Annotated in this window: 16 protein-coding genes, 1 tRNA gene and 1 rRNA gene; 13 read left to right on the top strand and 5 right to left on the bottom strand. The window is 37.0% G+C overall.

Annotated features, from left to right (window positions below; all coding sequences use genetic code 11):
• The first annotated feature begins 130 nt into the window (after positions 1-130).
• The 6 genes from rrf to tsaD all read left to right on the top strand — a co-directional run bounded on the left by rrf (position 131) and on the right by tsaD (position 3217).
• Positions 131-246, top strand: a 5S ribosomal RNA gene (rrf, locus tag J7I90_RS24930).
• 66 nt (positions 247-312) lie between these two features.
• Positions 313-386: transfer RNA gene (locus tag J7I90_RS24925), tRNA-Met, on the top strand.
• A 201-nt stretch (positions 387-587) separates the two neighbouring features.
• Positions 588-1040, top strand: a complete 453-nt coding sequence (gene tsaE / locus J7I90_RS24920) for a tRNA (adenosine(37)-N6)-threonylcarbamoyltransferase complex ATPase subunit type 1 TsaE (protein ID WP_034306358.1) — start codon at positions 588-590, stop codon at positions 1038-1040.
• Positions 1040-1732, top strand: coding sequence for a tRNA (adenosine(37)-N6)-threonylcarbamoyltransferase complex dimerization subunit type 1 TsaB (tsaB, locus tag J7I90_RS24915; protein WP_063595440.1), 693 nt, complete (start codon positions 1040-1042; stop codon positions 1730-1732). The genes tsaE and tsaB overlap by 1 nt, the downstream gene beginning before the upstream one ends.
• 22 nt (positions 1733-1754) lie before the next feature.
• The gene (gene rimI / locus J7I90_RS24910; protein WP_053533463.1) at positions 1755-2207 is read left to right on the top strand and encodes a ribosomal protein S18-alanine N-acetyltransferase; all 453 of its coding nucleotides are present in this window, start codon (positions 1755-1757) and stop codon (positions 2205-2207) included.
• On the top strand, positions 2204-3217 hold the full coding sequence (tsaD, locus tag J7I90_RS24905) for a tRNA (adenosine(37)-N6)-threonylcarbamoyltransferase complex transferase subunit TsaD (RefSeq protein WP_214774332.1): 1014 nt from the start codon (positions 2204-2206) through the stop codon (positions 3215-3217). Before rimI ends, tsaD begins: the two co-directional genes overlap by 4 nt.
• A 278-nt stretch (positions 3218-3495) precedes the next feature.
• Here tsaD and J7I90_RS24900 read toward each other — a convergent pair whose 3' ends face one another.
• A complete protein-coding gene (locus tag J7I90_RS24900) occupies positions 3496-5415 on the bottom strand; it encodes an ABC transporter ATP-binding protein (protein ID WP_214774330.1) in 1920 nt (639 codons plus the stop codon).
• A 133-nt stretch (positions 5416-5548) separates the two neighbouring features.
• On the opposite strand from J7I90_RS24900, the gene moaC reads away from it, so the two are divergent.
• The gene (moaC, locus tag J7I90_RS24895; protein WP_214774327.1) at positions 5549-6031 is read left to right on the top strand and encodes a cyclic pyranopterin monophosphate synthase MoaC; all 483 of its coding nucleotides are present in this window, start codon (positions 5549-5551) and stop codon (positions 6029-6031) included.
• Positions 6032-6088: 57 nt separating this feature from the next.
• Positions 6089-6748: a redox-sensing transcriptional repressor Rex gene (locus J7I90_RS24890; RefSeq protein WP_034306345.1), complete on the top strand. Its 660-nt coding sequence runs from the start codon at positions 6089-6091 to the stop codon at positions 6746-6748.
• A 28-nt stretch (positions 6749-6776) separates the two neighbouring features.
• On the opposite strand, the gene J7I90_RS24885 is transcribed toward J7I90_RS24890, so the two are convergent.
• Entirely contained in the window at positions 6777-6989 is a 213-nt protein-coding gene (locus tag J7I90_RS24885; protein WP_034306342.1) for a YdiK family protein, read from the bottom strand.
• On the bottom strand, positions 6986-7711 hold the full coding sequence (locus J7I90_RS24880) for a CPBP family intramembrane glutamic endopeptidase (RefSeq protein WP_214774325.1): 726 nt from the start codon (positions 7709-7711) through the stop codon (positions 6986-6988). Before J7I90_RS24880 ends, J7I90_RS24885 begins: the two co-directional genes overlap by 4 nt.
• Positions 7712-8044: 333 nt before the next feature.
• Between J7I90_RS24880 and groES the strand changes: the two genes are divergently transcribed.
• Both groES and groL read left to right on the top strand, forming a co-directional pair.
• Entirely contained in the window at positions 8045-8329 is a 285-nt protein-coding gene (gene groES / locus J7I90_RS24875; protein WP_034306337.1) for a co-chaperone GroES, read from the top strand.
• 58 nt (positions 8330-8387) lie between these two features.
• On the top strand, positions 8388-10025 hold the full coding sequence (gene groL / locus J7I90_RS24870; protein ID WP_053533467.1) for a chaperonin GroEL: 1638 nt from the start codon (positions 8388-8390) through the stop codon (positions 10023-10025).
• Between the two features lie 90 nt (positions 10026-10115).
• On the opposite strand, the gene J7I90_RS24865 is transcribed toward groL, so the two are convergent.
• The gene (locus tag J7I90_RS24865; RefSeq protein WP_214774323.1) at positions 10116-11282 is read right to left on the bottom strand and encodes a site-specific integrase; all 1167 of its coding nucleotides are present in this window, start codon (positions 11280-11282) and stop codon (positions 10116-10118) included.
• Positions 11283-11298: 16 nt separating this feature from the next.
• Positions 11299-12237, bottom strand: coding sequence for a helix-turn-helix domain-containing protein (locus J7I90_RS24860; protein ID WP_214774321.1), 939 nt, complete (start codon positions 12235-12237; stop codon positions 11299-11301).
• 162 nt (positions 12238-12399) lie between these two features.
• Between J7I90_RS24860 and J7I90_RS24855 the strand changes: the two genes are divergently transcribed.
• From J7I90_RS24855 to J7I90_RS24845, 3 genes are all read left to right on the top strand, one after another.
• The gene (locus J7I90_RS24855; RefSeq protein ID WP_214774319.1) at positions 12400-12702 is read left to right on the top strand and encodes a helix-turn-helix domain-containing protein; all 303 of its coding nucleotides are present in this window, start codon (positions 12400-12402) and stop codon (positions 12700-12702) included.
• A 153-nt stretch (positions 12703-12855) separates the two neighbouring features.
• Positions 12856-15294, top strand: a complete 2439-nt coding sequence (locus tag J7I90_RS24850) for a DUF927 domain-containing protein (RefSeq protein WP_214774317.1) — start codon at positions 12856-12858, stop codon at positions 15292-15294.
• Positions 15295-16481: 1187 nt separating this feature from the next.
• Positions 16482-23096, top strand: a complete 6615-nt coding sequence (locus J7I90_RS24845; RefSeq protein WP_214774315.1) for a DNRLRE domain-containing protein — start codon at positions 16482-16484, stop codon at positions 23094-23096.
• Positions 23097-24629: the final 1533 nt, after the last annotated feature.

The following is a 24629-nucleotide window of genomic DNA, read 5'->3' as shown; positions in this document are numbered from 1 at the left end:
GAGGACTTAACCAACGCTTTAAAAAATGAAATACCTTCTTCTTATTATCTAGTTTTGAAGGAATGAAAATTTCTTCTTGCATTTTGATTTCATACATGTTATGATAATAAATGTGCTAAAAGATTAAATGTTTGGTGGCGATAGCGAAGAGGTCACACCCGTTCCCATTCCGAACACGGCAGTTAAGCTCTTCAGCGCCAATGGTAGTTGGGGGTTTCACCCTGTGAGAGTAGGACGCCGCCAAGCTATAATCTTTGTATTCTTTTTGGATAAACGGGAATACTATAATTATAAAAGCAACATTTATACCGTCGCGGGGTGGAGCAGTCCGGTAGCTCGTCGGGCTCATAACCCGAAGGTCGCAGGTTCAAATCCTGTCCCCGCAATCATGAAAAAAACGAAACTTAGGTTTCGTTTTTTTGTTTTATCTGAAATTCGAATAATATGTCCCTAACTTATTTGTTTCTTCTTTTGAAACAAGGTAAACTACATATAGAATGGTTTTTGTTCCATAATATTGCGTTTATGGTTCTCGACATGAACTATAGGACGGACGTTTTCCTAATAATGATAAAGGTGATTGATATATGCAACATGTTGAATGGATTTCTCAGAATGAGGAAGAAACAGCGCAATTTGCGCACAAATTGGCACAAAAGCTTTCCAGTGGAGATGTGCTGGCTCTAGAAGGTGACTTGGGTGCAGGGAAGACGGCATTCACAAAAGGGCTGGCTAAAGGATTGGGTGTTACCAGAATGGTGAATAGCCCTACCTTTACGATAATAAAGGAGTACATGGGCCGCTTGCCTTTGTATCATATGGATGTCTATCGGGTAAGTGAATCGGAAGAAGATTTAGGCTTTGATGAATATTTTGATGGTGATGGTGTGACTGTCGTTGAATGGGCCCATTTAATAAAGGATCACCTCCCAGAGGAAATCTTGACCATTTATATCTATCGTTTGGGCGATACAAGCCGGCGTATCGTTTTGGAAGCGAAAGGCGAACGATATGTAAAGTTATGTAAGGAGATTATTTGATGAAGGTTTTAGCTATAGATACATCGAATTTCACATTAGGGATTGCACTTGTAAACGGGAATCAAGTAATTGGTGAGTATACGACGAACCTAAAGAAAAATCATTCGGTGCGGGTAATGCCAGCAATTGAAACATTGTTGAGGGACTGCGATACTAAACCTAAGGAATTGACTAAGATAGTGGTCGCTCAAGGTCCAGGTTCCTATACAGGGGTCAGGATTGGAGTGACGATAGCGAAAAGCTTGGCCTGGACGCTTCAGATTCCGTTATCAGGCGTATCCAGCTTAGAGGTTTTAGCAGCTAATGGACGTTATTTTAACGGGTTGATATCTCCCTTGTTCGATGCAAGAAGAGGGCAGATTTATACTGGATTATATGAAATGGAAAAGGATTCTTTAAAGACAGTCATTGAAGATTGTAATATTCTATCCTCTGAGTGGGCGAATCAATTGAAGGAATTAAATCGTCCTGTTTTATTTGTTGGTCAAGATGTAGACATCCATCGGGATGCGATTACCGATGCATTAGGCGAATTAGCGGTATTTGCTCCAGTACAGTCATATAATTCAAGGCCAAGCGAACTGGCCTTCATTGGCCTTGATAAGGCTGAAGTGGATGTTCACCAGTTTGTACCGAATTATATCCGCATGGCTGAAGCAGAAGCTAAGTGGCTTGAACAGCAGGGGAAATAAACAAGGAAAGCGACCGATTATTATGAGTAAAACATTGACGTTCCGAAAGATGAATACGGCAGATATCGACCAAGTGCTTAACGTGGAAAAGCAGTCCTTTACTTTGCCTTGGAGCCGGGAAGCTTTTTTTAATGAATTGAATCATAATCAATATGCTGTATACATGGTGATAGAGGATGAAGGGAAAATCGCAGGTTATTGCGGTGCCTGGATCGTCATTGATGAATCGCATATTACCAATATTGCGATATTACCAGAATACCGGGGGCAAAAGCTTGGAGAAGCTTTGCTCAGGAAGATGATTGAAATCTCCATTTCAATGGGTGTGGTGAGGATGACACTTGAGGTCCGTGTCAGTAATGCCGTAGCCATTTCGCTTTATGAAAAACTTGGTTTCCAAAAGGGCGGAATCCGAAAGAATTACTATACAGACAATCAAGAGGATGCTTATGTTATGTGGGTGAATTTTTCATGAAAGAAGATCAATTTATATTAGGTATTGAAACGAGCTGCGATGAAACTGCGGCAGCTGTCATAAAAAATGGTACGGAGATACTGAGTAATGTCGTGGCTTCACAAATAGAAAGCCATAAACGTTTTGGCGGTGTCGTCCCGGAAATAGCTTCCCGTCATCATGTAGAACAAATTACGATTGTTCTTGAAGAAGCACTGCTGCAAGCAGGTGTGACATATGAAGACTTGGATGCCATTGCCGTTACAGAAGGCCCCGGTCTTGTTGGGGCACTATTAATAGGCGTTAATGCGGCGAAGGCTGTAGCTTTCGCACATGGAATACCGATTGTCGGTACGCATCATATCGCTGGTCATATCTATGCAAATCGGCTTATTCAGGAGATCGAATATCCTGCGCTTTCCTTAGTCGTTTCGGGAGGTCATACGGAATTGGTGCTTTTAGAAGAGCCAGGTTCTTTCAAGGTGATAGGGGAGACGCGGGATGATGCAGCAGGAGAGGCGTATGATAAAGTGGCTCGAACCTTGGGGCTCCCTTATCCTGGCGGCCCTCATATCGATAGGCTTGCGCAAGAAGGCTCACCAACTTTGAAACTGCCCAGGGCATGGTTGGATGGCAGCTATGACTTTTCTTTCAGCGGGTTGAAATCAGCGGTAATCAACACTTTGCATAACGCAGAACAGCGCGGGGAAAAAATTGAACCTAAAGATTTAGCGGCAAGTTTCCAAGCAAGTGTGATAGAAGTGCTTGTAATGAAAGCTGTGAAGGCTGCAAAGGAATATAATGTGAAACAGGTATTGCTTGCTGGAGGAGTTGCGGCAAATAAAGGCCTTAGGGAAGCATTAACGGAAGCTTTTAAGGATTTACCTATGGATATATCCATTCCGCCACTCTATCTTTGTACTGACAATGCTGCCATGATTGGTGCTGCTGGCAGTGTCATGTTTGAAAAGGGAAAGCGATCCGGTTTGGATTTGAACGGAAATCCTGGATTGGATATAGAAGCATTTTAATGGAAGAGAAGACAGGATCCCGCACTTTGGAATCCTGTCTTTTTATTGTGTTAATAAAATAATAGAATATTCTGTGGATAAAGTTTTTTTGATAATCATCCTGCATGTGTATAAGGGGTATTTTTGTGGATAAGTGGATATGTTTCTGTGGATAATGTGTATAACTCAAATTAATGGCTAATGAGCGGTAAGTGGTTTGTTAACAAGTTTGTGGATAACTTTCAAGCGACACTTTGGTAGGAAAAGAAAAAGACCGAGTCAATTGACTCGGTCTTTTGTCATTCTTCCAGTTCAGCCCATTCTTCGAGAAGCTGATCCAAACTTTCTTGTGCATGATCAAGTTTTGTTTGGACTCCCATTACCTTTTCGTGGTCCTGAAAAACATTTGGATCACATAGGAGGTCATTATATTCGTTTATTTCGGTTTCAAGAAGCTCCATGGCTGCCTCGATTTCCTCAATGCGCCGTTTTCGCTGGCGTTCAGCCTTTTTTGCTTCTTTATCAATTTTGTAATTTGTTTTTTCCACAGCCGCATCTAAAGTTTTAGCCTGATCCTGCTGTTCAAGTGCTTGGATTTCCGCTTGCTCCTGTTTCTTCTCGAGATAGTAATCATAATCACCGAGGAATTCTTCATTGCCGTCTTTGGAGAGCTCTATCACTTTCGTTGCTATCCGATTTATGAAATAACGATCATGTGAGACGAATAGAATAGTTCCCGGATAATCGATCAATGCGTTTTCAAGCACCAATTTACTATCGAGGTCCAAATGGTTCGTTGGTTCATCAAGGATTAAAAAATTCCCTTTTTGCATCATCATTTTGGCTAGAGCAAGCCGAGCCTTTTCGCCCCCGCTTAGTGTGGAAACGGTTTTCAAAACATCGTCCCCGCTAAATAGGAAATTACCGAGTACGGTGCGAATGTCCTTTTCCGGTTTAAGGGGATAGTCGTCCCATAATTCATTGAGTACGCGTTTATTGGAAACAAGGTTAGCCTGTTCTTGATCGTAGTAGCTGACTTCTACGTTCGTTCCAAAACGGAAATCCCCGGAAAGGGCTGGCAGCTTGGAAATAATCGTTTTCAATAAAGTTGATTTTCCAACTCCATTTGGGCCGACAAGAGCTATGCTCTCTCCTTTTGTCATCCGGGAATTAATATTCTTTGATACCGTTTCCCCTTCGTATCCGATAGCCAGGTCCTGGAGGTGGAGAACTTCATTTCCGCTTTGCCTTTCAATCTGGAAAGAAAAATTCGCGGATTTTTCATCACCTTGCGGCTTGTCCAGTACATCCATCTTTTCGAGCTGTTTACGTCTGCTTTGTGCTCTTTTAGTAGTGGAAGCCCTTGTGATATTACGTTGGACAAAATCGCGAAGCTTTTCGATTTCCCCTTGCTGTTTCTCGAACAATTTCATGTCCCGCTCATAATCTTCCGCTTTTCCCTCTAGGTAAGAACTATAATTACCATGGTATTTTTTCATGTTATTCCGGGAAATCTCATATACCAGGTTTACTACTTTATCTAAAAAATAGCGGTCATGGGAAACAATGAGGACAGCTCCCTGGTAGCCTTGTAAATATTGTTCAAGCCAAGAGAGGGTTTCGATATCCAAATGGTTCGTCGGCTCATCCAGAATCAATATATCCGGTTTCCTTAAAAGCAGCTTACCTAATGCAAGCCTTGTTTTTTGCCCGCCGCTTAAAGTTGAAATTGGGGTAGAATAGTCAAAGTCGGCAAACTGAAGACCATGCAATACGGAACGGATATCCGCTTCATATTGATAACCGCCCATCTCTTTGAATGCCACCATCAAAGTGTCGTATTCATTCAGCACTTTTTGGTAAACCGTTTCATTTTCAAAGATGTCAGGTCTGGCCATATCAGCCTCAAGGCGACGCAGTTCCTTTTCCTGCTCTATAAGGTCAGTGAATACAGTGAGCATTTCATCCCAAATTGTCAGTTCGGATTCCAATCCCGTATCCTGGGCCATATAGCCGATGGTGACGCCTTTTGGTTTGATTATTTCACCGCCATCATGGGAAAGCTGCCCGGCTATAATTTTTAGCAGAGTGGATTTGCCGGCGCCATTTCGGCCGACAAGGGCAATTCGATCTTTATTTTGAACTTCGAGCTTCATATTTGATAAAATAAGTTCAGCTCCATAATATTTCGATAGTTGATTGATTTGTAATAAAATCATAGATTTCACCTCAATTGATTACTGTTAGTTTAACGTATTTTAGTTATTATCGGCAACAGCTTGGTTCCAAGCCGAAAGAAAAGCTGTTACATAAAGTGGAATAATAGTGTATGATTTAGGAGGGGTTACTTAAATGGGAGACTTAACGCATTTTAATGAACAGGGCAGGGCCAAAATGGTCGATGTGAGTGCTAAGCCTGAAACAACCCGTACGGCAGTGGCTCAGTCGAGCATTTTATTGAATGATGAAATATATGAATTGGTCACGAACCATAAAATGAAAAAAGGTGATGTACTGGCTGTTGCACAAGTTGCAGGAATCATGGCCAGCAAAAATACATCCAATATAATTCCGATGTGCCATCCCATTGCTCTGCAAGGGGTCAATATAGCCTTTGATTGGGAAAAAGAAGAACAAGGATATAGGCTTAGGATTGAAACGGAAGCTAAGACAAAAGGGAGTACAGGTGTGGAAATGGAAGCGTTAACAGCTGCATCCGTGACTGCCTTGACTGTTTATGACATGTGTAAGGCCATTGATAAGGGAATGGTGATCGGGCCTACATTCTTAGTGGAGAAAACAGGCGGAGTGTCTAGTAGCGATTATAAAAGGTAAGTAAAACGAACAGATAGAGATTAAGTTGAAAAGCATGTGTGAAGGCGGGGAAGAACAATGAACCATGACCCAAAGATACCGCAGGCAACAGCCAAAAGGTTGCCATTGTATTATCGATTTTTAAAGAACTTACATTCCTCAGGCAAACAAAGAGTTTCCTCGGCTGAGCTAAGTGAAGCCGTAAAAGTGGATTCTGCTACCATTCGCCGTGATTTTTCCTACTTTGGCGCGCTTGGGAAAAAAGGCTACGGCTACAATGTCAATTATTTATTATCCTTCTTCAGAAAAACACTTGATCAAGACGAATTGACCAAAGTCGCTTTAATCGGAGTGGGAAATTTAGGAACCGCTTTTTTAAATTACAATTTCATGAAAAATAATAATACAAAAATTGAAATGGCTTTCGAAGTTTCTGAAGAAAAGGTCGGCAAGCGAATAGCTGATGTGCCCATCTACCATATGGATCAAATCGATACACTATTGCAGGAAAATAATATTACTGCAGCTATATTGACAGTGCCTGCACAGGTAGCCCAGACGATAACCGATCGCCTAGTCAAAGCTGACATTAAAGGAATATTGAATTTCACACCTGCACGGCTGACCGTGCCACCATCCATAAGGGTCCACCACATTGACCTGGCCGTGGAACTTCAGTCGCTCATCTACTTCCTGAAACATTATCCGGTAGTGGAAGAAGCCGCTTTGGAGGAATGAAAAAACGCTGCATCTATGCAGCGTTTTTTTATTTTTTCTTATTTTTTTGTGCGGCTTTAATCTTAAAGTGCAGCATGATCATGCGTAATCCCGATCCAAAATCAAGAGTCGCAATCAGGACAAGTATGTAGGCAAAGAGTCCCCATCCTGAAGAATTGACGGTTTGAATTGCGATAGCGGTAAAAAGAGCCCCTAAGCCTGCATAAATGATGCCCATGAATAATGGTGATTGACGTTTCATAATAAACCTCCGATGAAGGCCTGTGCAGTATCTAGCATCTTCTCAATATCCTCCCGATATACCACTTGAAGGATGATAACAAGCGTGTTCATCGCAATATGAGCGATCATGGATACGAGAATGCGGCCTGTTTTCGCATAAAGGAAAGCAAAAGTGAAGCCCATTGCCGTATATAAAAGAAGATGTTCAAATTCACCATGCGCCAAGCCAAAAATAACTGAGCTGATTAAAGCTGAAATAAAGAAGTTAAAGCGTTTATGAAGTGATCCGAAAATGATTTTACGGAAAATTAATTCTTCCAATATAGGTCCAATTACTGAAGTGACGAAAATGACCATGGGGACTTTGTAAATGAGTGAAATGAGTTGCTGCGTATTTTCAGATTCAGACTCCACCCCAAGCATTTGTTCAATGCTTCCGGCAATGCTTTGCGCAAAAAGAGCCATGAATACTCCTGCAATTGCCCATAATATGGACATGGATACGGAAGTTTGGTTTCTCGTGTCCAACTTTTCCCTCATATCTCTTCTCATTAAAAAAAGAATCAAGAATAAGGCAGCGAGAAAACTGAAAACTATCCAGTATGCTGCAGATTTCACTTCGAGTTCATCAGCCGGCATTCCTGTATAAGACCCGATCAGCATGAAAATGGGTACCCCGACAATACTGGATAATTGCATGGCAATATAAGTGATGATGACGAACCAATATTCTTTTTTCAAAAATGAAAACTCCTTTTATAGTCACCCATCCGCTTGGAATGTTACTGACATGGGGACAATCTATAAACGCATACTACAAAATGGTATCAAAAATTGGGGCAGAACACCACTTAAAGGTACCCCTAACATGACATTTCAATGACTATGTTTAGGAAATCATTATGCTAAAGTAGTTTACCCGTAATTTATCAGAAATTAATAAAAAATTTTCAATAAGATACTTGCAAAAAAGGCTCGGTTTATTTAATATTATAAATGTGTTAGCACTCGATGATGAAGAGTGCTAATAATCATGAAACAAATTATCAAGAGAATATGAGGAGGTTGTTTCACTTGTTAAAACCATTAGGTGATCGCGTTATTATTGAACTAGTTCAAACTGAAGAAAAAACTGCAAGCGGTATTGTTCTTCCTGATACTGCTAAAGAAAAGCCACAAGAAGGTAAGGTAGTAGCAGTTGGTACTGGCCGTGTCCTTGAAAATGGCGAACGTGTTGCTTTAGAGGTTGCCCAAGGCGATCTAATTATCTTCTCAAAATATGCAGGTACTGAAGTTAAATACGAAGACACTGAATACTTAATTTTACGTGAAAGCGACATTCTAGCTGTTATCGGCTAATTATACATCATACTTAACTGAACGAAAATTTTCTTAAATTTTAGGGAGGTACTTATAAATGGCTAAAGAAATTAAATTTAGTGAAGAAGCTCGCCGCTCCATGCTTCGCGGTGTGGACGCACTTGCAGATGCAGTTAAAGTAACGCTTGGACCAAAAGGACGTAACGTGGTTCTTGAGAAAAAATTCGGTTCGCCGCTTATCACAAATGACGGTGTGACGATCGCTAAAGAAATCGAATTGGAAGATGCATTCGAAAACATGGGTGCGAAATTGGTTGCTGAAGTAGCAAGCAAAACAAACGACGTGGCTGGTGACGGTACAACTACTGCAACGGTTCTTGCGCAAGCGATGATCCGTGAAGGTCTTAAAAACGTAACAGCTGGTGCGAACCCAATGGGTATCCGTAAAGGAATCGAGAAAGCGGTCAATTCAGCAATTGCAGAATTGAAAGCCATTTCCAAACCTGTTGAAAACAAAGAATCAATCGCACAAGTTGCTGCCATCTCTTCAGCTGATGAAGAAGTGGGCCAACTGATTGCGGAAGCAATGGAGCGCGTTGGTAACGACGGCGTCATCACAATCGAAGAGTCCAAAGGTTTCACAACTGAATTGGACGTAGTAGAAGGTATGCAATTCGATCGCGGATATGCATCTCCATACATGGTTACTGATTCAGATAAAATGGAAGCTGTCCTTGAGAATCCATATATCTTGATCACTGATAAAAAAATCACGAATATCCAAGAAATCCTTCCTGTACTTGAGCAAGTTGTACAACAAGGAAAACCGCTATTACTGATTGCTGAAGATGTAGAAGGCGAAGCGCTTGCAACTCTTGTTGTGAACAAACTTCGTGGAACATTCAACGCTGTTGCGGTTAAAGCTCCTGGATTCGGTGACCGTCGTAAAGCAATGCTTGAAGACATCGCAGCACTTACAGGCGGCGAAGTAATCACTGAAGAAATCGGACTTGATCTTAAATCTGCAACAATCGATTCATTAGGCCGTGCGTCTAAAGTGGTTGTTACAAAAGAAAATACAACAATCGTTGAAGGATCTGGAGATACAGCTCAAATCCAAGCTCGTGTAAACCAAATCCGTGTTCAATTAGAAGAAACAACTTCTGAATTCGACCGTGAAAAATTACAAGAACGCCTTGCTAAATTAGCTGGTGGCGTAGCGGTAATCAAAGTCGGTGCAGCTACTGAAACAGAATTGAAAGAACGTAAACTTCGTATTGAAGATGCATTGAACTCCACTCGTGCAGCTGTTGAAGAAGGTATCGTAGCTGGTGGTGGTACAGCACTTCTTAACGTATACAATAAAATCGCTGAAATCCAAGCGGAAGGCGACGTAGCAACAGGCGTGAAAATCGTTCTTCGTGCCATCGAAGAGCCTGTTCGTCAAATCGCTCACAATGCTGGACTTGAAGGCTCTGTAATCGTAGAGCGCCTTAAAGGCGAAGCAGTAGGCACTGGCTTCAACGCAGCTACTGGACAATGGGTGAACATGATCGAATCAGGTATCGTCGATCCTACTAAAGTAACTCGTTCAGCTCTACAAAATGCTGGTTCTGTAGCAGCTATGTTCTTAACGACAGAAGCTGTCGTTGCTGACAAACCAGAACCTGCTGGTGCTGGCGGCATGGGCATGCCTGACATGGGCGGAATGGGCGGAATGGGCGGCATGATGTAATAGGGTTTTAAATCCCTTGAAATATAGGGGTTTAAAGAGTATTTAGAAAAAAATGCTCACCTATTTGCTCACCTAACATGTAAATATCTTTTAAAGTTGAAGGTCTCCCATCAGTTTACTGAACTGATGGGAGGCCTTTTCTTCCATGTTGTCAGTCATATGAGCATAGATATTCATCGTTGTTTGAATATCTGTATGTCCTAATCGTTGTTGAATTTCTTTCAACCCCACCCCTGCTTCGATCAGTAAGGATGTATGCGTATGCCTGAATGAATGCAACGTTATTTCCTTGTTGATATGCGGTAACTTCTTAAGAAGACGTTGTAATCGTATTGCAGGCAGTTTTTGCACCAATGGATATCCCTCTGGTGAAGTGAAGACAAAGTTTTCATCCATATAATGATGACTGTTTTGAATTTTCATTTTATTTTGCTGTAGTAGATGCTTTTTTAGCAACTTCATGACCTGATTGTCCATTTTAATCGTACGTATAGATCCTTTTGTTTTTGGTGTAAGCAATGTGTAATTCACCTTGTTGTTCGTGGGATTATATAAAGTCTTGGAAATTCTTATAGATCCACTCCTAAAATTGATATCAGGCCACTTGAGAGCTAACGATTCACCTATCCGAATGCCTGAATAGGCTAACAGCGAAAACAGCGTATAATCATTACTAAGTCCTTCAATACGAGCAAGGGATAAGAATCCTATAAGTTCGTTTTTTTCTAGGAATTTCTTTCTGAGATTCTCCTTTTCAACTTCTTCAATAGTAGCTTGTTGTTTAGGAAGGCTATAGTTTTCTGTCGGATTCTGTTGTAACCATTCAGACTCAACGGCAAATTTGAAGATCATTCTGCCTGTTGTATGTATCCCATCCATATAGTTCTGTGAATACATTTTGCTCAGCTCATTTAAATATTCTCTATAAACAGACTTACTAATACTTTTTATTGGTGTGTTTGTCCACTGTTTAAGTAATACGTTAGATTCTTTCGTTCTAGCACGTACACTACTTACTTTAGCTTGTGTTGAATAACTTTCAAGCCACTTTTCTGCTAACGTATGAAAGTTCATATTAGAATCTTGTACAAATTCTCCTCTAGAAATTTTGAATTCCATTTCTTTAGCTGCATCTTTAGCGGCTGTTTTTGAAGAAAATCCTGATTTTGTAATCTGTTTTCGTTTTTTTGTAATAGTGTCTATGCCTAGGTTGACGGTGTAACTCCACTTATCCCCCCGTTTACGGAAGTAAGCCATTATGTGCCTCCTTTAATTAGTCATCTTCCAATAACAATTTCAGCATCGTCTTTACTTTTTCTATTTCAGATTTTGATAACACTTTATCTTTATATAAAACATCGTGTACTTCTTGGTTGAGTATATTATCAAGGTTAAATAAATTTCTTTTTAATTCTTCCTCGGTATAGGTAATATAATAGCCGATTCCATTCTCATCTGTTTTTTGATAGACAGATGGTACACTGATTTCTATTATTTCGAGATCACTTTTTGTGTGAGCACCGACGATTGTTGATACAGGCAAAATTTTTATCAATGCTGAAGCTACTAATTCTAGCCAGTCTTCAAAATTTCCAACACCTAATATTTCTCCGAGCTTTTCTCCATATTCTTTTAGAAGTGCTGAATTACTTTTGAGGTTTTCTTCAAGTGACTTATATGTCTTACTATCTGTATTTAAATGTTTAGCCATTTCGGTGATGTCTTTATTCTTATGCAATCTCAATATTTTTAAAAAGTCACCTGCTGTACCATGTAACGCAAGGAGAAATATAAAAATGTCATGAACCATGTACTCAAGTTTAGATTGAAATCTCTTTATATCGGATCTAAGGGTCGCCTTATTAATATAAGGTTCGTTATCATCAGGACATGGAATATTTTCTTTCTTCTCAACAATAAATTGTTTTTTATATTCAATGGGTAAAGTAATCAAAAGCTCTGAAATGTCATCTGACTCTTTTCGATCTGGTGTCATGAAACCGGCAATTCTCATTAATGCGAAGTAGTCTACACCTAAGCCGGTTGCTATTTTTTTAATTAATTCTGGTTGTGGTGTATCTCTGTTTCCATTTTCAATTTGAGAGATATAAGAATGAGAAACTCCAGATTTCTCACTTAAAACCCTTATAGACAAGCCTCTCGATTTTCTAATACGCTTTATTTCCTCTCCAAAGGCACTAACCTTTTTCATTTTTCACACCTACCTTCACGTCTGTTTTCATTATAATAACACAATTGTGAACGATTTTGTTAAAGTGGTTGCAAAGTTTATGGTAATGATTTACACTGTGGTTGTAAACAATTGCAACCATATTAGTTTCGATTGTAATCAAAATGGACAGGGGGAAAAGAAATGATTAACTTTGAGATTGATCAGGAACTATTGAAAGAACTTTACCTTCAGAAAGTAGAAGAGCATTTACAGGAGATTGAGATGGAAGTGTTTTTTATGGACTCAAAGCAATTGGCAACTTATTTGAACATGTCATGGAATACAATCGTATCGCATCTTTTATATGATGAGAAATTTCCCAAAGTACGATTAGGTTCAAAATGGCTGTTTAATAGAAAAGAAGTACAAGAGTTTATGGAAAAATATTATCTTGAAGTCCGTAACAATGGCGGTGATATTTTGAAGTATAAACGGAAGCTATAATTTGTGGATGGTTGTGTTTGTGATGGAAGAAAGACCACAAAAAAACCCACTAACTCATAGGCGTGAGTTAATAGGCATCAAAAAAACATTACACTCTTATTTTATATTCGAATTAAGGAATAAGCAAATGCAAAAATAAAAGGGGGAAGTGCTATGGCTAATCGGAAATCAGTCACTCAAAGTGTAGAAAAAGTTCTCCCAGGAGCGAAAATTATTAAATGTCTAGGTTATTTAAATGGGAATACCAACTATAGTGCAGCTAAAAGACCGTTTGAGTCATATAAAAATAAAGAAAGTTTAACTGAAGAAGGAATACAAAAACATCTATCAAAGGGTGGGTGGATTGGAGCATTAATCCCAAGAGGCTTTATTGTAATCGATGTAGATATTCTAGAGCATGCTTCTTATCTTGTAGAGTTGCTCAGAGGAGAAAAAGTCCATCATCATCTAATCAAAACACCAAGGGGCTTTCAATTTATTTTTAAGGCAACTTCTAATGAGAACGTTCAAGTGAAAATGATTAGTCATTTCTTTTCGTCCATAGGGATTGTAGTAGACACTCGGGTTGGCACAACTAATAGTTTAATAGTGTTTCCGACTTATAACACAGAAGGTAGGTTCATATCCCAAATAACGGATCACCCCAATGAACTGCCTTGGTTCTTAAGACCAGTTTGGAATGCTGAAAAGACAAAAGGTTATGAGTTTTCAATTCCTATGCAAAATGGATCACGTAATCAATCACTCTATGATTTTGGAAGAAGGTTGAAATCAACGGGAGTACCGATGGAGCAAGTTGAGAAAAGCATGCTATTAATCTACCAGTATTTCTGTATTGATAAAGACGTTAGCTACACTATAAATGATGTAAAGGCCTCTATTGCTAGTATTGGAAAACTAGAGTCTACTACAAGAAAAAAGCAGTTGGTACAATCAGAATCAAGCAACAATGACTTTGATAAAGTGCCGGGATTTGTCATACCTGAGCCATATCGAATTAAGCATGATTCACTTTATAGAATAGAAGTGAAAAAGGTCTACGGAGAATTTCAAGACATTGAAGTCTTTGTGAGCAGGAATGTTCCATTCATAACTAAATACTTGGAACATATTGAAAAAAGCGAGATATATTATGAAATTAGTTGGCGTAACAAAGGAAAGGACTATAAGGAAACTGTTCCTGCGGGTATGTTAGCTTCAAGGCGTGAATTATTGGCACTTGCAGATAAAGGGTTAAGTTGCAATGATTCAAACTCTAAACACCTAATTGAATACTTTGATTTGTTCATAGGACTAAACGAAATACCGACAGTCAAAATGGTAAATCGGCTGGGGGATGTAAAGGGAAACTTCATACATCCAATTTCAACTAAAGACATACATATAGTTCCGAGAGATGGGGGGGAACAACAAATACTAGAGTCCTTTCGAGTAAAAGGAACTGTTGAAAGTTGGATTAAAAATGTTTTTAACTTAGTGAAGGATCATCCAAAGGCTGTTTTCCCTTTACTAGCATCTTTTGCTTCGGTTATTTTACATGAGTTTGATATGAAGCCCATAGTTGTTGATGTATCAGGAGAATCCAGTAGTGGCAAAAGTGGTTTGCTTCTACTCTGTTCATCAGTGTGGGGGAACCCTAAAGAGTATATTGGCTCTTTTAACGTAACCAAAGTAGCGGTTGAAAGAAGATCCGCATTCCTGAATTCTTATCCTCAGATACTTGATGATTCAAATGGAGTAAACGACACCAAAATGATTCAAACGATGATCTATCAATTTGTGAATAACATAGGAAAGCTAAGGGGAAGTATCACAGGCAGCCAACACACCGCATCATGGAGATCGATTATGTTAACATCCGGTGAAAATGAAATCTTGGCCTATGCAGAAGCTCAAGGTGTAGCAGCAAGAGTAATTCCTATTACTGATTTCTCGTTCGAAGGTGAGGACGAAAGCTTTTCAGGAAAACTTTACACCTCATTTACCGACAATCATGGTGCGATTGGAATTGAGTTCTTAAATCGTTGGAAGGATAAACGAAATATTTATTCTCGGGAATTTGAAGAGTACAGAAAAATGTATTTGGAAAAATCAGTTAAGAATGATGTTGCGAGAAGAATTTCTCTTCATTACTCTTTTATAGTGTTTACTGGAAAGGTGTTAAATGACCTTTTTAATCGTGAAGGATTGAATGTGGATTTAAACGCTCTTGAGGCACTTTTCTACAATATATCAAATGAGAACAAGGCGGTTGATAGACCTTTATTAGAACTGGAACAGTTACTTGAAGAGATTGATTCAAATCGAAACAGATTATATGTAGAATATGAACCTACACAAACTATAAGTGCCCTATATCACAATGGGGAATTATATTTAACTCCTGCTTACATTAAAGAGAGTTTAGGGGTAAATGCAAAACAAATTCGATCTGCCTGGTTGAAAAGAAATGTTACTGTCACTTTTAAAAATAAGGATCTGGATGTCGATTACACAACTATTAATAAAAGAGGTAGGGCTCATAAAGGAATATTAATCAATAAAGATATTATCAAAAAGTTGGGATTTGACTTCAGCACAAAAAAGTTTTGAATTACAAAAAGGGTTACATGAGGATACATAACTTGTATTCTTTTGTAACCCTTACAATGTTGATAGAGTAGCCTTTTTAAAGGTATAAATACAAGATTACAAAAATTACAAGTGTTATTATATATTTATATAGATTTTTTGTTATTATTAGTGCTGCTAAATTATAGTATATTACTGTTTCTTTTTTTTCTTGTATTTTTGTAATTTCACCTAAAATATAGCAAAAATAGCGTTGATACATCTATGTTTTAAATGAATACAAAGTAGTGAATTATAGTCTATTTTTATGTAACTGCAAGTATTAGCCTCACGTTCGATACTTCTATACGTAGGTTTTAATGACTGTATAGCCTGCTGCAATACTTTTGAACGTTCATTATCTTGTAGAATCACCTCTATGGATAATAAGATCATGGATGATTTATTCATTTTACGAAGCATTTTTCCGATAAAGTTAGTGGATCCTATAAGTGATAGTTCTTCATTGATGAGATTCGCTTGGCTATATTTCCCCATCTGTTATGCCTCGTAGTTGTTTCTTCTTTAAAGCCTCCATAAAAATTCGATGAGCTGCCTGCCTGGTACTACAATTCCATTCGATACTGTATCCTCCTATCTTTTGAAAAGTCGCATGATCGACCTTGCAGTGGATGGTGGTTTTGTAGTCTTTATAGGTGACGTCAGGATAAACGAAAATATGTTCAAGACCGAATAAAAGAAGCTCCGTTCCCGTTTTCTGCTTATAGATTAGCTATCTCAAGCATCATGATTTACACCACCTCCGCGGGTAGGCTTCCGTCACCCGTACTGTTACGGTAAATTCTTACGCCTTTTCACCGAGCTTATAACACTATCATTCTTACTAAGTGCTTTAAATGAATTGGATTAGTTGGAACGCCGTATGCGGTGAAAGTCGCACCTAAGGTGTGAAAAGGGGGAAAAGGGAGCGATAATTTCAAACCCTTACCTATCTGTATCAATAAAAGATAAATAGAAGAAACTTGTCAATTAAGCTCCAAAAGACGAAGATTTGGCTATCGAAATGATGAACCAAAATTAGTTGCTAGTTAATTATTTACATGAAAATGTAATAATTGTTAATTGAATATATCATTTTTTTAACAATTTTGTTACGATAGTGGGATTACCACTTGTATCTACAAATATATAGAAAAAGGAGAAAATTCATGGGGAAACAGAGGTATGTTAAATGCTTAATTTGGTTATTATCTTTTTTGTTAGTCTTCACATTAATTCCATATGAAGCATTAGCAACAACAGAAACTAATCAAACAATAAGTGATACAGACAAAAAGGGAAATGAAAAAGAGAATGAACCTACTGTCCAAAAGCAAAAGAAGAAAGAATTACCCGAGGAAAGAACAAATAATTCAAAAGTGTATGATAACGGTGATGGTACATTTACAAAGAACATATACTTTGATCCTGTACACATTGAGAATGAGGGGGAATGGCAAGAGGTTTCTACGGATTTACAAGAAAATAAAGTAGCAAATCAAACGATTATAGAAACAAAAAATACATTATTAAACTCAACATTTTTAGAGAAGATGAATAATGGTGAGTATGCAACGTTTACTATTGAAAATGAATCAGTTTCCTTTTCAATTTTAGAAGCATCAGGGAAAGATGGAAATATACCTGCTACAGATGTTGCATCAACAATTACAGATAATAAAATATATCATAAAAATATTTTTCCTGATATTGATTTACGAAATATCACATTTAATGAAAATGTTAAGGAAGATATAATACTACATTCATATAATGGGATAAACACCTTTACTTTTAAATTAACAACTGATTTAGTAGCAGAAAAAGAAAAAGATGGTTCAATAACATTCTATAAAAATCAAAAGAACGACGAAACAATATTTACTCTTCCAGCACCGTTTATGACAGATTCGAATATTGATCCACTGTCAACAGAAACTATGAGTTCTGATGATGTTGAATATCATTTAAAAAAAATTGAAGATGGCTATATTCTAAAGGTAACTGCTAATGAGGATTGGTTAACTGACCCTGAAAGAAAATATCCTGTGTATATTGATCCTACAACATCTCTAGCTACAGCTTCTGATGCATTTGTCATGAGTGCTTACCCAACAACAAATTACGGGACAGCAACGAAAAAGTGGGATGCAAGTAAAGAACAATATGTATTAAAAATTGGTTCCTATGATAGTACAACTGGCACAAATTATGCGTTCTTAAAACAGAATGTTTCGAAGATTGATAAAGCAGTTATTGATTCAGCTACTTTAAATGTCTATGTAACACACGCTTATAATGCGACAACAAAGAATGGTTTATGGTTAGATGAGGTGTCAGGTAATTGGGATGCTTCTACCTTAACCTGGGACAATAAACCTAGTTCCACGAATATTGGAAATATAAATGCAGGAAGAGATGAATGGGTACAGTTTAATGTGTTAAATACCGTGAAAGCATGGGCTGCAGGTACAAAAGCCAATAATGGATTTAAACTTCATGTGAACGGTAATGGACAAGACTTCTGGAAGAAAATTGTTTCTTCAGATAATTCGACGTTAAAACCCTATTTATCTGTTACTTACCATTATGATGCCCTTCCAGCACCAACCGTAACCGCAACATCCAACGGTACAAATACTGAAACTGGATATCTTAACGTTAGTTGGAATAAAATTGCTGGTGCTACTGGATATAAAGTATTACTGTATAATGGCAAGGATTATACAGCATTTAATGTGGGGGACGTAACAAGTTGGAGCACAAAAGGGAAAAAAATATGGCCTACACAAACTCAGATTGATTCTGGCTCTTATGCTTTAAGTACTGATAATAAAGGAACTGAATTAGCATTCAACCCTAATCCAGTATACTTAAATGCAGCAGCTGATGGTGGTACTTATCCTAATAGTAGAAATTATTGGGTGAGAGTGGTGGCGGTTTATCCAGGTGGGGACAGCCCTCAATCCACGGCAACAAAAATTTATATGCCAATGGAAACACCGAAAACCCCAACAGGTCGTCCATACGCAAATACAATGAATGAAAAATCCGGCTATGTAAACTTAGATTGGGAACCCGTTGAAGGTGCAGATGGCTATAAAATTGCTCTATACAACGGAATTGAGTATGAAGAAGTAGCATCAGTTGATAAAGATACTACTTCATGGACTACACAAAATAAAAAGCTCTGGCCTACACAAGCTCAGATTGATGCAGGTGCATATAAATTAAATCTAAAAGGCGAAGGTACTGAGCTGGCTTTAGATCCTTCTCCTGTATATAGAAATTCTAAAGGAACGTATCCAAATTCGACAAACTATTGGTTTAAAATTAAGGCTTTCAGTGATGCTGGACACCCTGAAAGTAGCTGGTCAGGCATATTTAAACCAACCATTCCAGGAGCAGAAGATTTCTTAGGAATGGAAGATTTTTGGACTGGAATCGGTGTAAATAACGGAACAGTTAATGCTGCAACAGGAAACTTAATCATAGACGAAACAGACTACTCAATAGACGGTAGAGGACCTGGATTAAGTATTGGAAGAACCTATAACAGTATGTCTACAACTAAGGGGCTATTTGGTTTAGGCTGGTATAGTGATGCTGAGATGAGTATTAAACTAGAGTCTTCCTATATCAAATTTATTGATGAGGATGGAAGCATTCATAGTTTTGTAAAGAAATCCGATGGAACATATGAGGCTCCTACTGGTGTATATCTTGAACTTACAGATACGACTACTGATTTTATTTTAACTTCTAAAGATCAATCAAAAGTTTATTTTGATAAAACGACTGGTAAAATCAAAGAAATTCGTGATGCACAAAAGGAAAGTAACAAAACCACCTATGGATATGTCGATGGCCAATTAACAACAATCACAGACGCTTCTGGTAGAAAACTAACGTTAGAATATCAAAATGGATTAGTATCAAAAATTACAGATCCTAAAGGTCGTTCAACTTCATACTCCTATAACAATGATCAATTAATCTCAGTAACAAATTCTAATAATGAAGTGTCGAAGTACGAATATAATTCTAATAAACTGCTATCAAAGGTTATTGATCCAAAAAGTACTGCTGATAAACTTGTAGAAACATCTTATGAATATAATACAAGTGAGAAACGCATACAAAAAGTAACAAACCCTAAAGGAAAAAGCACAACGTTTGCTTATGATTTGGCAAAGAGGACATTAACGGTTACGAACCCAAGAGGAAATAAATCATTCTATGAATATAATGCTGCAGCTAATCCAGTTAAGCAAATCGATGCATACTCCCCTGGCCAAACAGGTGAAAACTATAACCTTGAATCAAAATATGAATACCAAGGGAATAATTTAATAAAATCTTGGGATCCAAAAGATGTTAGCTCAACAGCTACTGAATCCTTTAAATATGATAAAGATGGGAATATCACTTCTACGACAGATAGTTATGGAACGGAGACTTACAAGTACAACGAAAACAATGACATAGTTGAGTTGGTTGACACTGAAGGCGAAAAAACGACCATTGCGTATGATGGATTAAATCCTACTTCTGAAACTGATGAAGGAAGAGCAATTTCTTCTGTATCTAAGTTCGACGACTATGGAAATGAGATTGAATCAAGTTCAGCTCTATCTGGGGCAAACAATCTTGTTACGAATTCTAGTTTTGAAGATAATCTTAATAGTTGGACGCTAACTAACTCAAATGATAGTAGTGTAGGTTCATTAGTAACAACACCTGAAAAAGAGTTTCAACCATTAGGTGGAAAACAAGCGTTAAAACTAACGACACAATCTACAACTACAGGAACAGAGCTTGGTTATTCATCTTATACTCAAGTAATTCCAGTAGAACCTAATCAAACATATACTTTTAGTGTAGATATAAAAACTAATAATTTAAAGAATGCAAAAGCATTTTTGAATGTTGCTCAATTAAATGGAAGTACACTTGTACAATATAATAACAATAAGTATTCGGCTTTAAGAGGGACGAATTCTTGGACAAAGCGACAAGTCACATTTAAGACAGCTTCGAATGTCAATAATGTTCGCCTATATTTAGAGGTTGATCATAATCATTCAACTACTTCCGGTGAGGCTTGGTTTGATCGTATTCAATTAGAAAAGGCAGATGTATCATCTTCTTACAATCCAGTTATCAATGGTAGTTTTGAGCAAGGGAAAACAGGATGGGTACTTGCTTCAGGTTCTGCAAGTATTGTGGATACAGAGTCCTATGATGGAAATCAATCTGTCAACATGGTAAGAACTTCAACAACTCAAGATCGAATTCATTATAGACAGACTTTCGTATTGAACCAGTCAATAAATAACCCTAAGCCGATTAGTTTAACTGCGGTTTCTAAGAGCGAGAATGTTACGAATTCAGTTGAGAAAGTTTCAAATTCAGACTATTCAATTTGGGCTAATATTAAATATGCGGATGGAACCTCTGAATCTAGGAACACTCCGTTCCCATTAGGCACTCAGGACTGGAATCGGGCTGTTCTTTACATTGATGCAAAAAAAGCAATAGAATCCATTGATTTTTATGGTATTTTCAGAGGGAATAATATAGGTACAGTATGGTTTGATGCATTTCGACTTATAGAAGGGAATGTCTTATCTACAGTTGAATATGATGCGAAGAAGAACTATGCTGAAAAAACAACGGATGTTCTTGGAAGGGTCAGATTAGAAAAATATGATGAAGTTGGAAATATTATGAATGAAACGAACCCTGAAGGTTCTAAAAAAACTTATTCATATGATTCTAATAATCAAATAAAATCCCTTTCTTTACCAAATGATGCAGTTGTTTCATATGATTATGATAAGAATGGGAATAACACAGTAAAAGGTATAACTGCAGAGAGTAAAAAACAAGAATATAACTATGAATATGATGAGGATAATAAATTAATATCTGTAAGTGACCCTTTAAATCAAAAAACAAGTTACACCTATGACGATAATGACAATTTAGTTCAAACTCATCTTCCTAATGGGCAATTTATAAAAAATACGTATGATAATGCAGACCGTATCGATAAGATTTATTATAATGATGATCTAGCATTTGAATTTGTAAAAGATAAAAATAGTAATGAAACATCCATAATAGATTCGATTAATCAATTGAAAAAAGAACAAGTTTTTGATGCGAAAAATCGAATAACTAGTCAAGTGTTGAAAAAGAATAATACCACACTAGGTACTGTATCATGGAACTATCCAACTGATTCTGATAAGTTGCAAAGTACATCTTTTTCACACCAGGGTACGGATCAAACCATTAGTTATGAATATAACAAACTAGAACAAAACACGGTTGTAAAAAACAATAGCAATACGTTTCGACTTGATTATGATGAATCTGGAAATGTCACAACTTATACACCAGCAAATGGAGTGGGAACAACATACGTCTATGATCAAGCTGGACAAGTCATTTCCATGTCTACGAATAAAGTAGATGCAGCAACAGGTGCAGTGACAACAGTTATTGATGAAACATACACCTACGACGCTAATGGTAATCGAACAGAAATCGTCTATAATAATGGCAGTACTGCTCAGTTTACGTATGATGCCCTTGATCAATTAACCAATGAGACATTACAAGATGGAACAATAAATGAGTATAAATATGATGGATTCGGGAACAGAATCTCTCAAAAGGTGGGTAGTCAACCTGCAATAACGGCTTCCTATAATCTGATGAATCAACTTATAACTTATGGGAACGAAACAATAAAGTATGATGCCAATGGTAATCGACTTGAAGATGGTACTTACACATACGAATGGAATGCCGCTGATCAGTTAATTGCCGTTTATAAAAAAGGAGATACCTCTCCTTTTGCAGATTATAAATATGATGACGATGGTAGAAGAATCCAGAAAAATGTAAAGGGAACCATTACAAATTATATCTATGATGGAGACAGTTTAAACGTGTTATATGAAACGAATGCAAGTGATCAAGTACTAAGATCTTATGTGTATGGTGTAGATGGTCAACTTTTTGCATTTAATAAACATAGTGGAACATCCGTTTTAGACACTTATTACTATCACTATAATCCACGTGGGGATGTTGTTGCATTAACAGATAAATCTGGGAATATCGTAGCTTCTTATTCTTATGATAATTGGGGGAATCCATTAGAAATAAAACGTACCGGTATTGCACTAGAAAACCCATTCCGTTATGCGGGATATCAGTTTGATGAAGAGACGGGTCTCTATTATTTAATGGCAAGATATTATCAGCCAACCCATGGCGTCTTTTTATCACTTGATCCAGATCCTGGTGATGAAGATGATATTCTTACTCAAAATGGGTATAATTATGTTGGAAATAATCCGATTATGATGGTGGATCCAGACGGACATTATTGGCATTATGCTGCAGCTGCTGGGATTGGAGCAGCTGTGCAGGTAGGAAAATATTATTACAAAAATAGGAAGAAATCTACTTGGAAAGGTGCTGGGAAAGCCGCTCTAAGAGGTGCTGGTAGTGGTTTGATGTGGACAGGCGCAGGTAGAGCGTTGGGTTTTATTTCTAAAGGAAAGGCAGTAATGAGAGCAAGCAAATCGAAAAAATTGGTTGGTAATATTAAGCAATATGGAAGGCATTCTAAAAGATTAGTAACTAATCCTAAAAAACATTTGAAAAAAACACCTGTAAGAAGGTTACAAGGAATTAAAAAAGCTAGAAAAAATTCTCTAAAATCTAAATTATATAGAGCATCAAATGCGATTAGGAGAAGATAGGAGATATAATCGTGTTAGCATTTTTACTTCATATTTTGATAAGTTTCATGGTGTTAGGAATATCATTCTTTCCAGTTCAAACAGTAAAATTTAAGAGTAGCAACCTAAATAGTATTGCTGGGATATATGGCATAGTAGGCATTGTTGTAGTAGGTCTAGGTATGTACATTGGAGGAGGAGAGTCTTTAAAAGCATATATCTATATAACATTTATTATACAATTGATTATTCTAGGTCTTTTCTTACTAATCTACCTTCTTATTAAGAAGGTAGGGTATTCAAAATTAATAAATATCTGTTCAATTTCCTTAGTCACAATTAGTTTTCTACTTTATGTTTACTATATTATAGCGAGTTTTATGTATTAATATTAGGCGAAAAATACGTAGGAAATATTTGAAATTACAGTTTTGAAGTATAAAAAAACTTAGTGTTCCACACAAGTAAAGTTATATTTGCTGTATGTCTGAGATTCAAGAAGAGATTATTTCCAAATTAAATAGAGTTCAAAAGAATCAAATTACTGATTACGAGTTGGGTGAAGAATGTAAAAGAATACCAGAAATGTATTATAGTGATCAAGACAATCGACTAGTGAGATTTAATGATAGTTAATACTTTTGATGAAGAAGAACTTTCTAATTTAGATCTCAAAAAAAATTCCCTATTGATTATATTAAAAATTGGTTAAACTAAATTGTTTTGAAATAATAGTGGTAAAAGAGAACTGTATAACTTGAAGTGAACCCAAAGTTAGACACATATTTATAAGCAACTCGTGAGGAATGATCCTGTATTGTACAGGGTCATTCCTTTTAATTTTGTATTAGGGATACTGCCATATTGCGATCAGCCTAATCAAACGAATTTCTCCAAAAATGAAAAAAAACATTATCCTTTCAGTAAAACAGTGCTACCCCTAACTAACTTTCTGGAGTCCTTTTTCTTTTTCTTATGGAACCAAAGGGGCAGGTTAATTCCATAAGAGATATAATAAAAATACAGTGATTAAATGTACTGACACGATAGCCTGTTCCTTAGTTGACTAACAAGGCAGGATATATTAGGCGGTGTTTGTAATGGGATTGTTTTTGAAAAAAGAGAAAGTACTAAACCATTTATACTGATTAGATATTTAATGATAATAGCAGTGGGCTTAATTTTAATATTAAGTTTAATTAACGATATTAATTTTAATTTCATAAAATATATAATTCTTTTATTAGTGATTGGTTCAATAATAGATGGATTTGAAATTTTTTTTTAAAAGGAAAATAAGAAGCAGATGTTTTTAGATTTCGGTATTGCGGTTATAGGGTTCGCAGTATCTTGGGTATGGCATTTATATGGTGTTCCAATGAATATTTGTCAAAATCGTTCTCATAAAAGATATATAGGAGTAATATAAGGCATGAGTACAATAGTTGGATATTAATTTAGTTAAGAAGTAAATTAATTTTTACTTATTATTATAATATTATGAATGTGAATATGTTTGTATTAATGAATTGCATATGTACCTATAATTAAACT

Source organism: Bacillus sp. ISL-57 (assembly GCF_018613135.1).
Lineage (GTDB): Bacteria > Bacillota > Bacilli > Bacillales > DSM-1321 > Peribacillus > Peribacillus frigoritolerans.
This window is presented reverse-complemented; position numbering and strand designations above follow the sequence as displayed.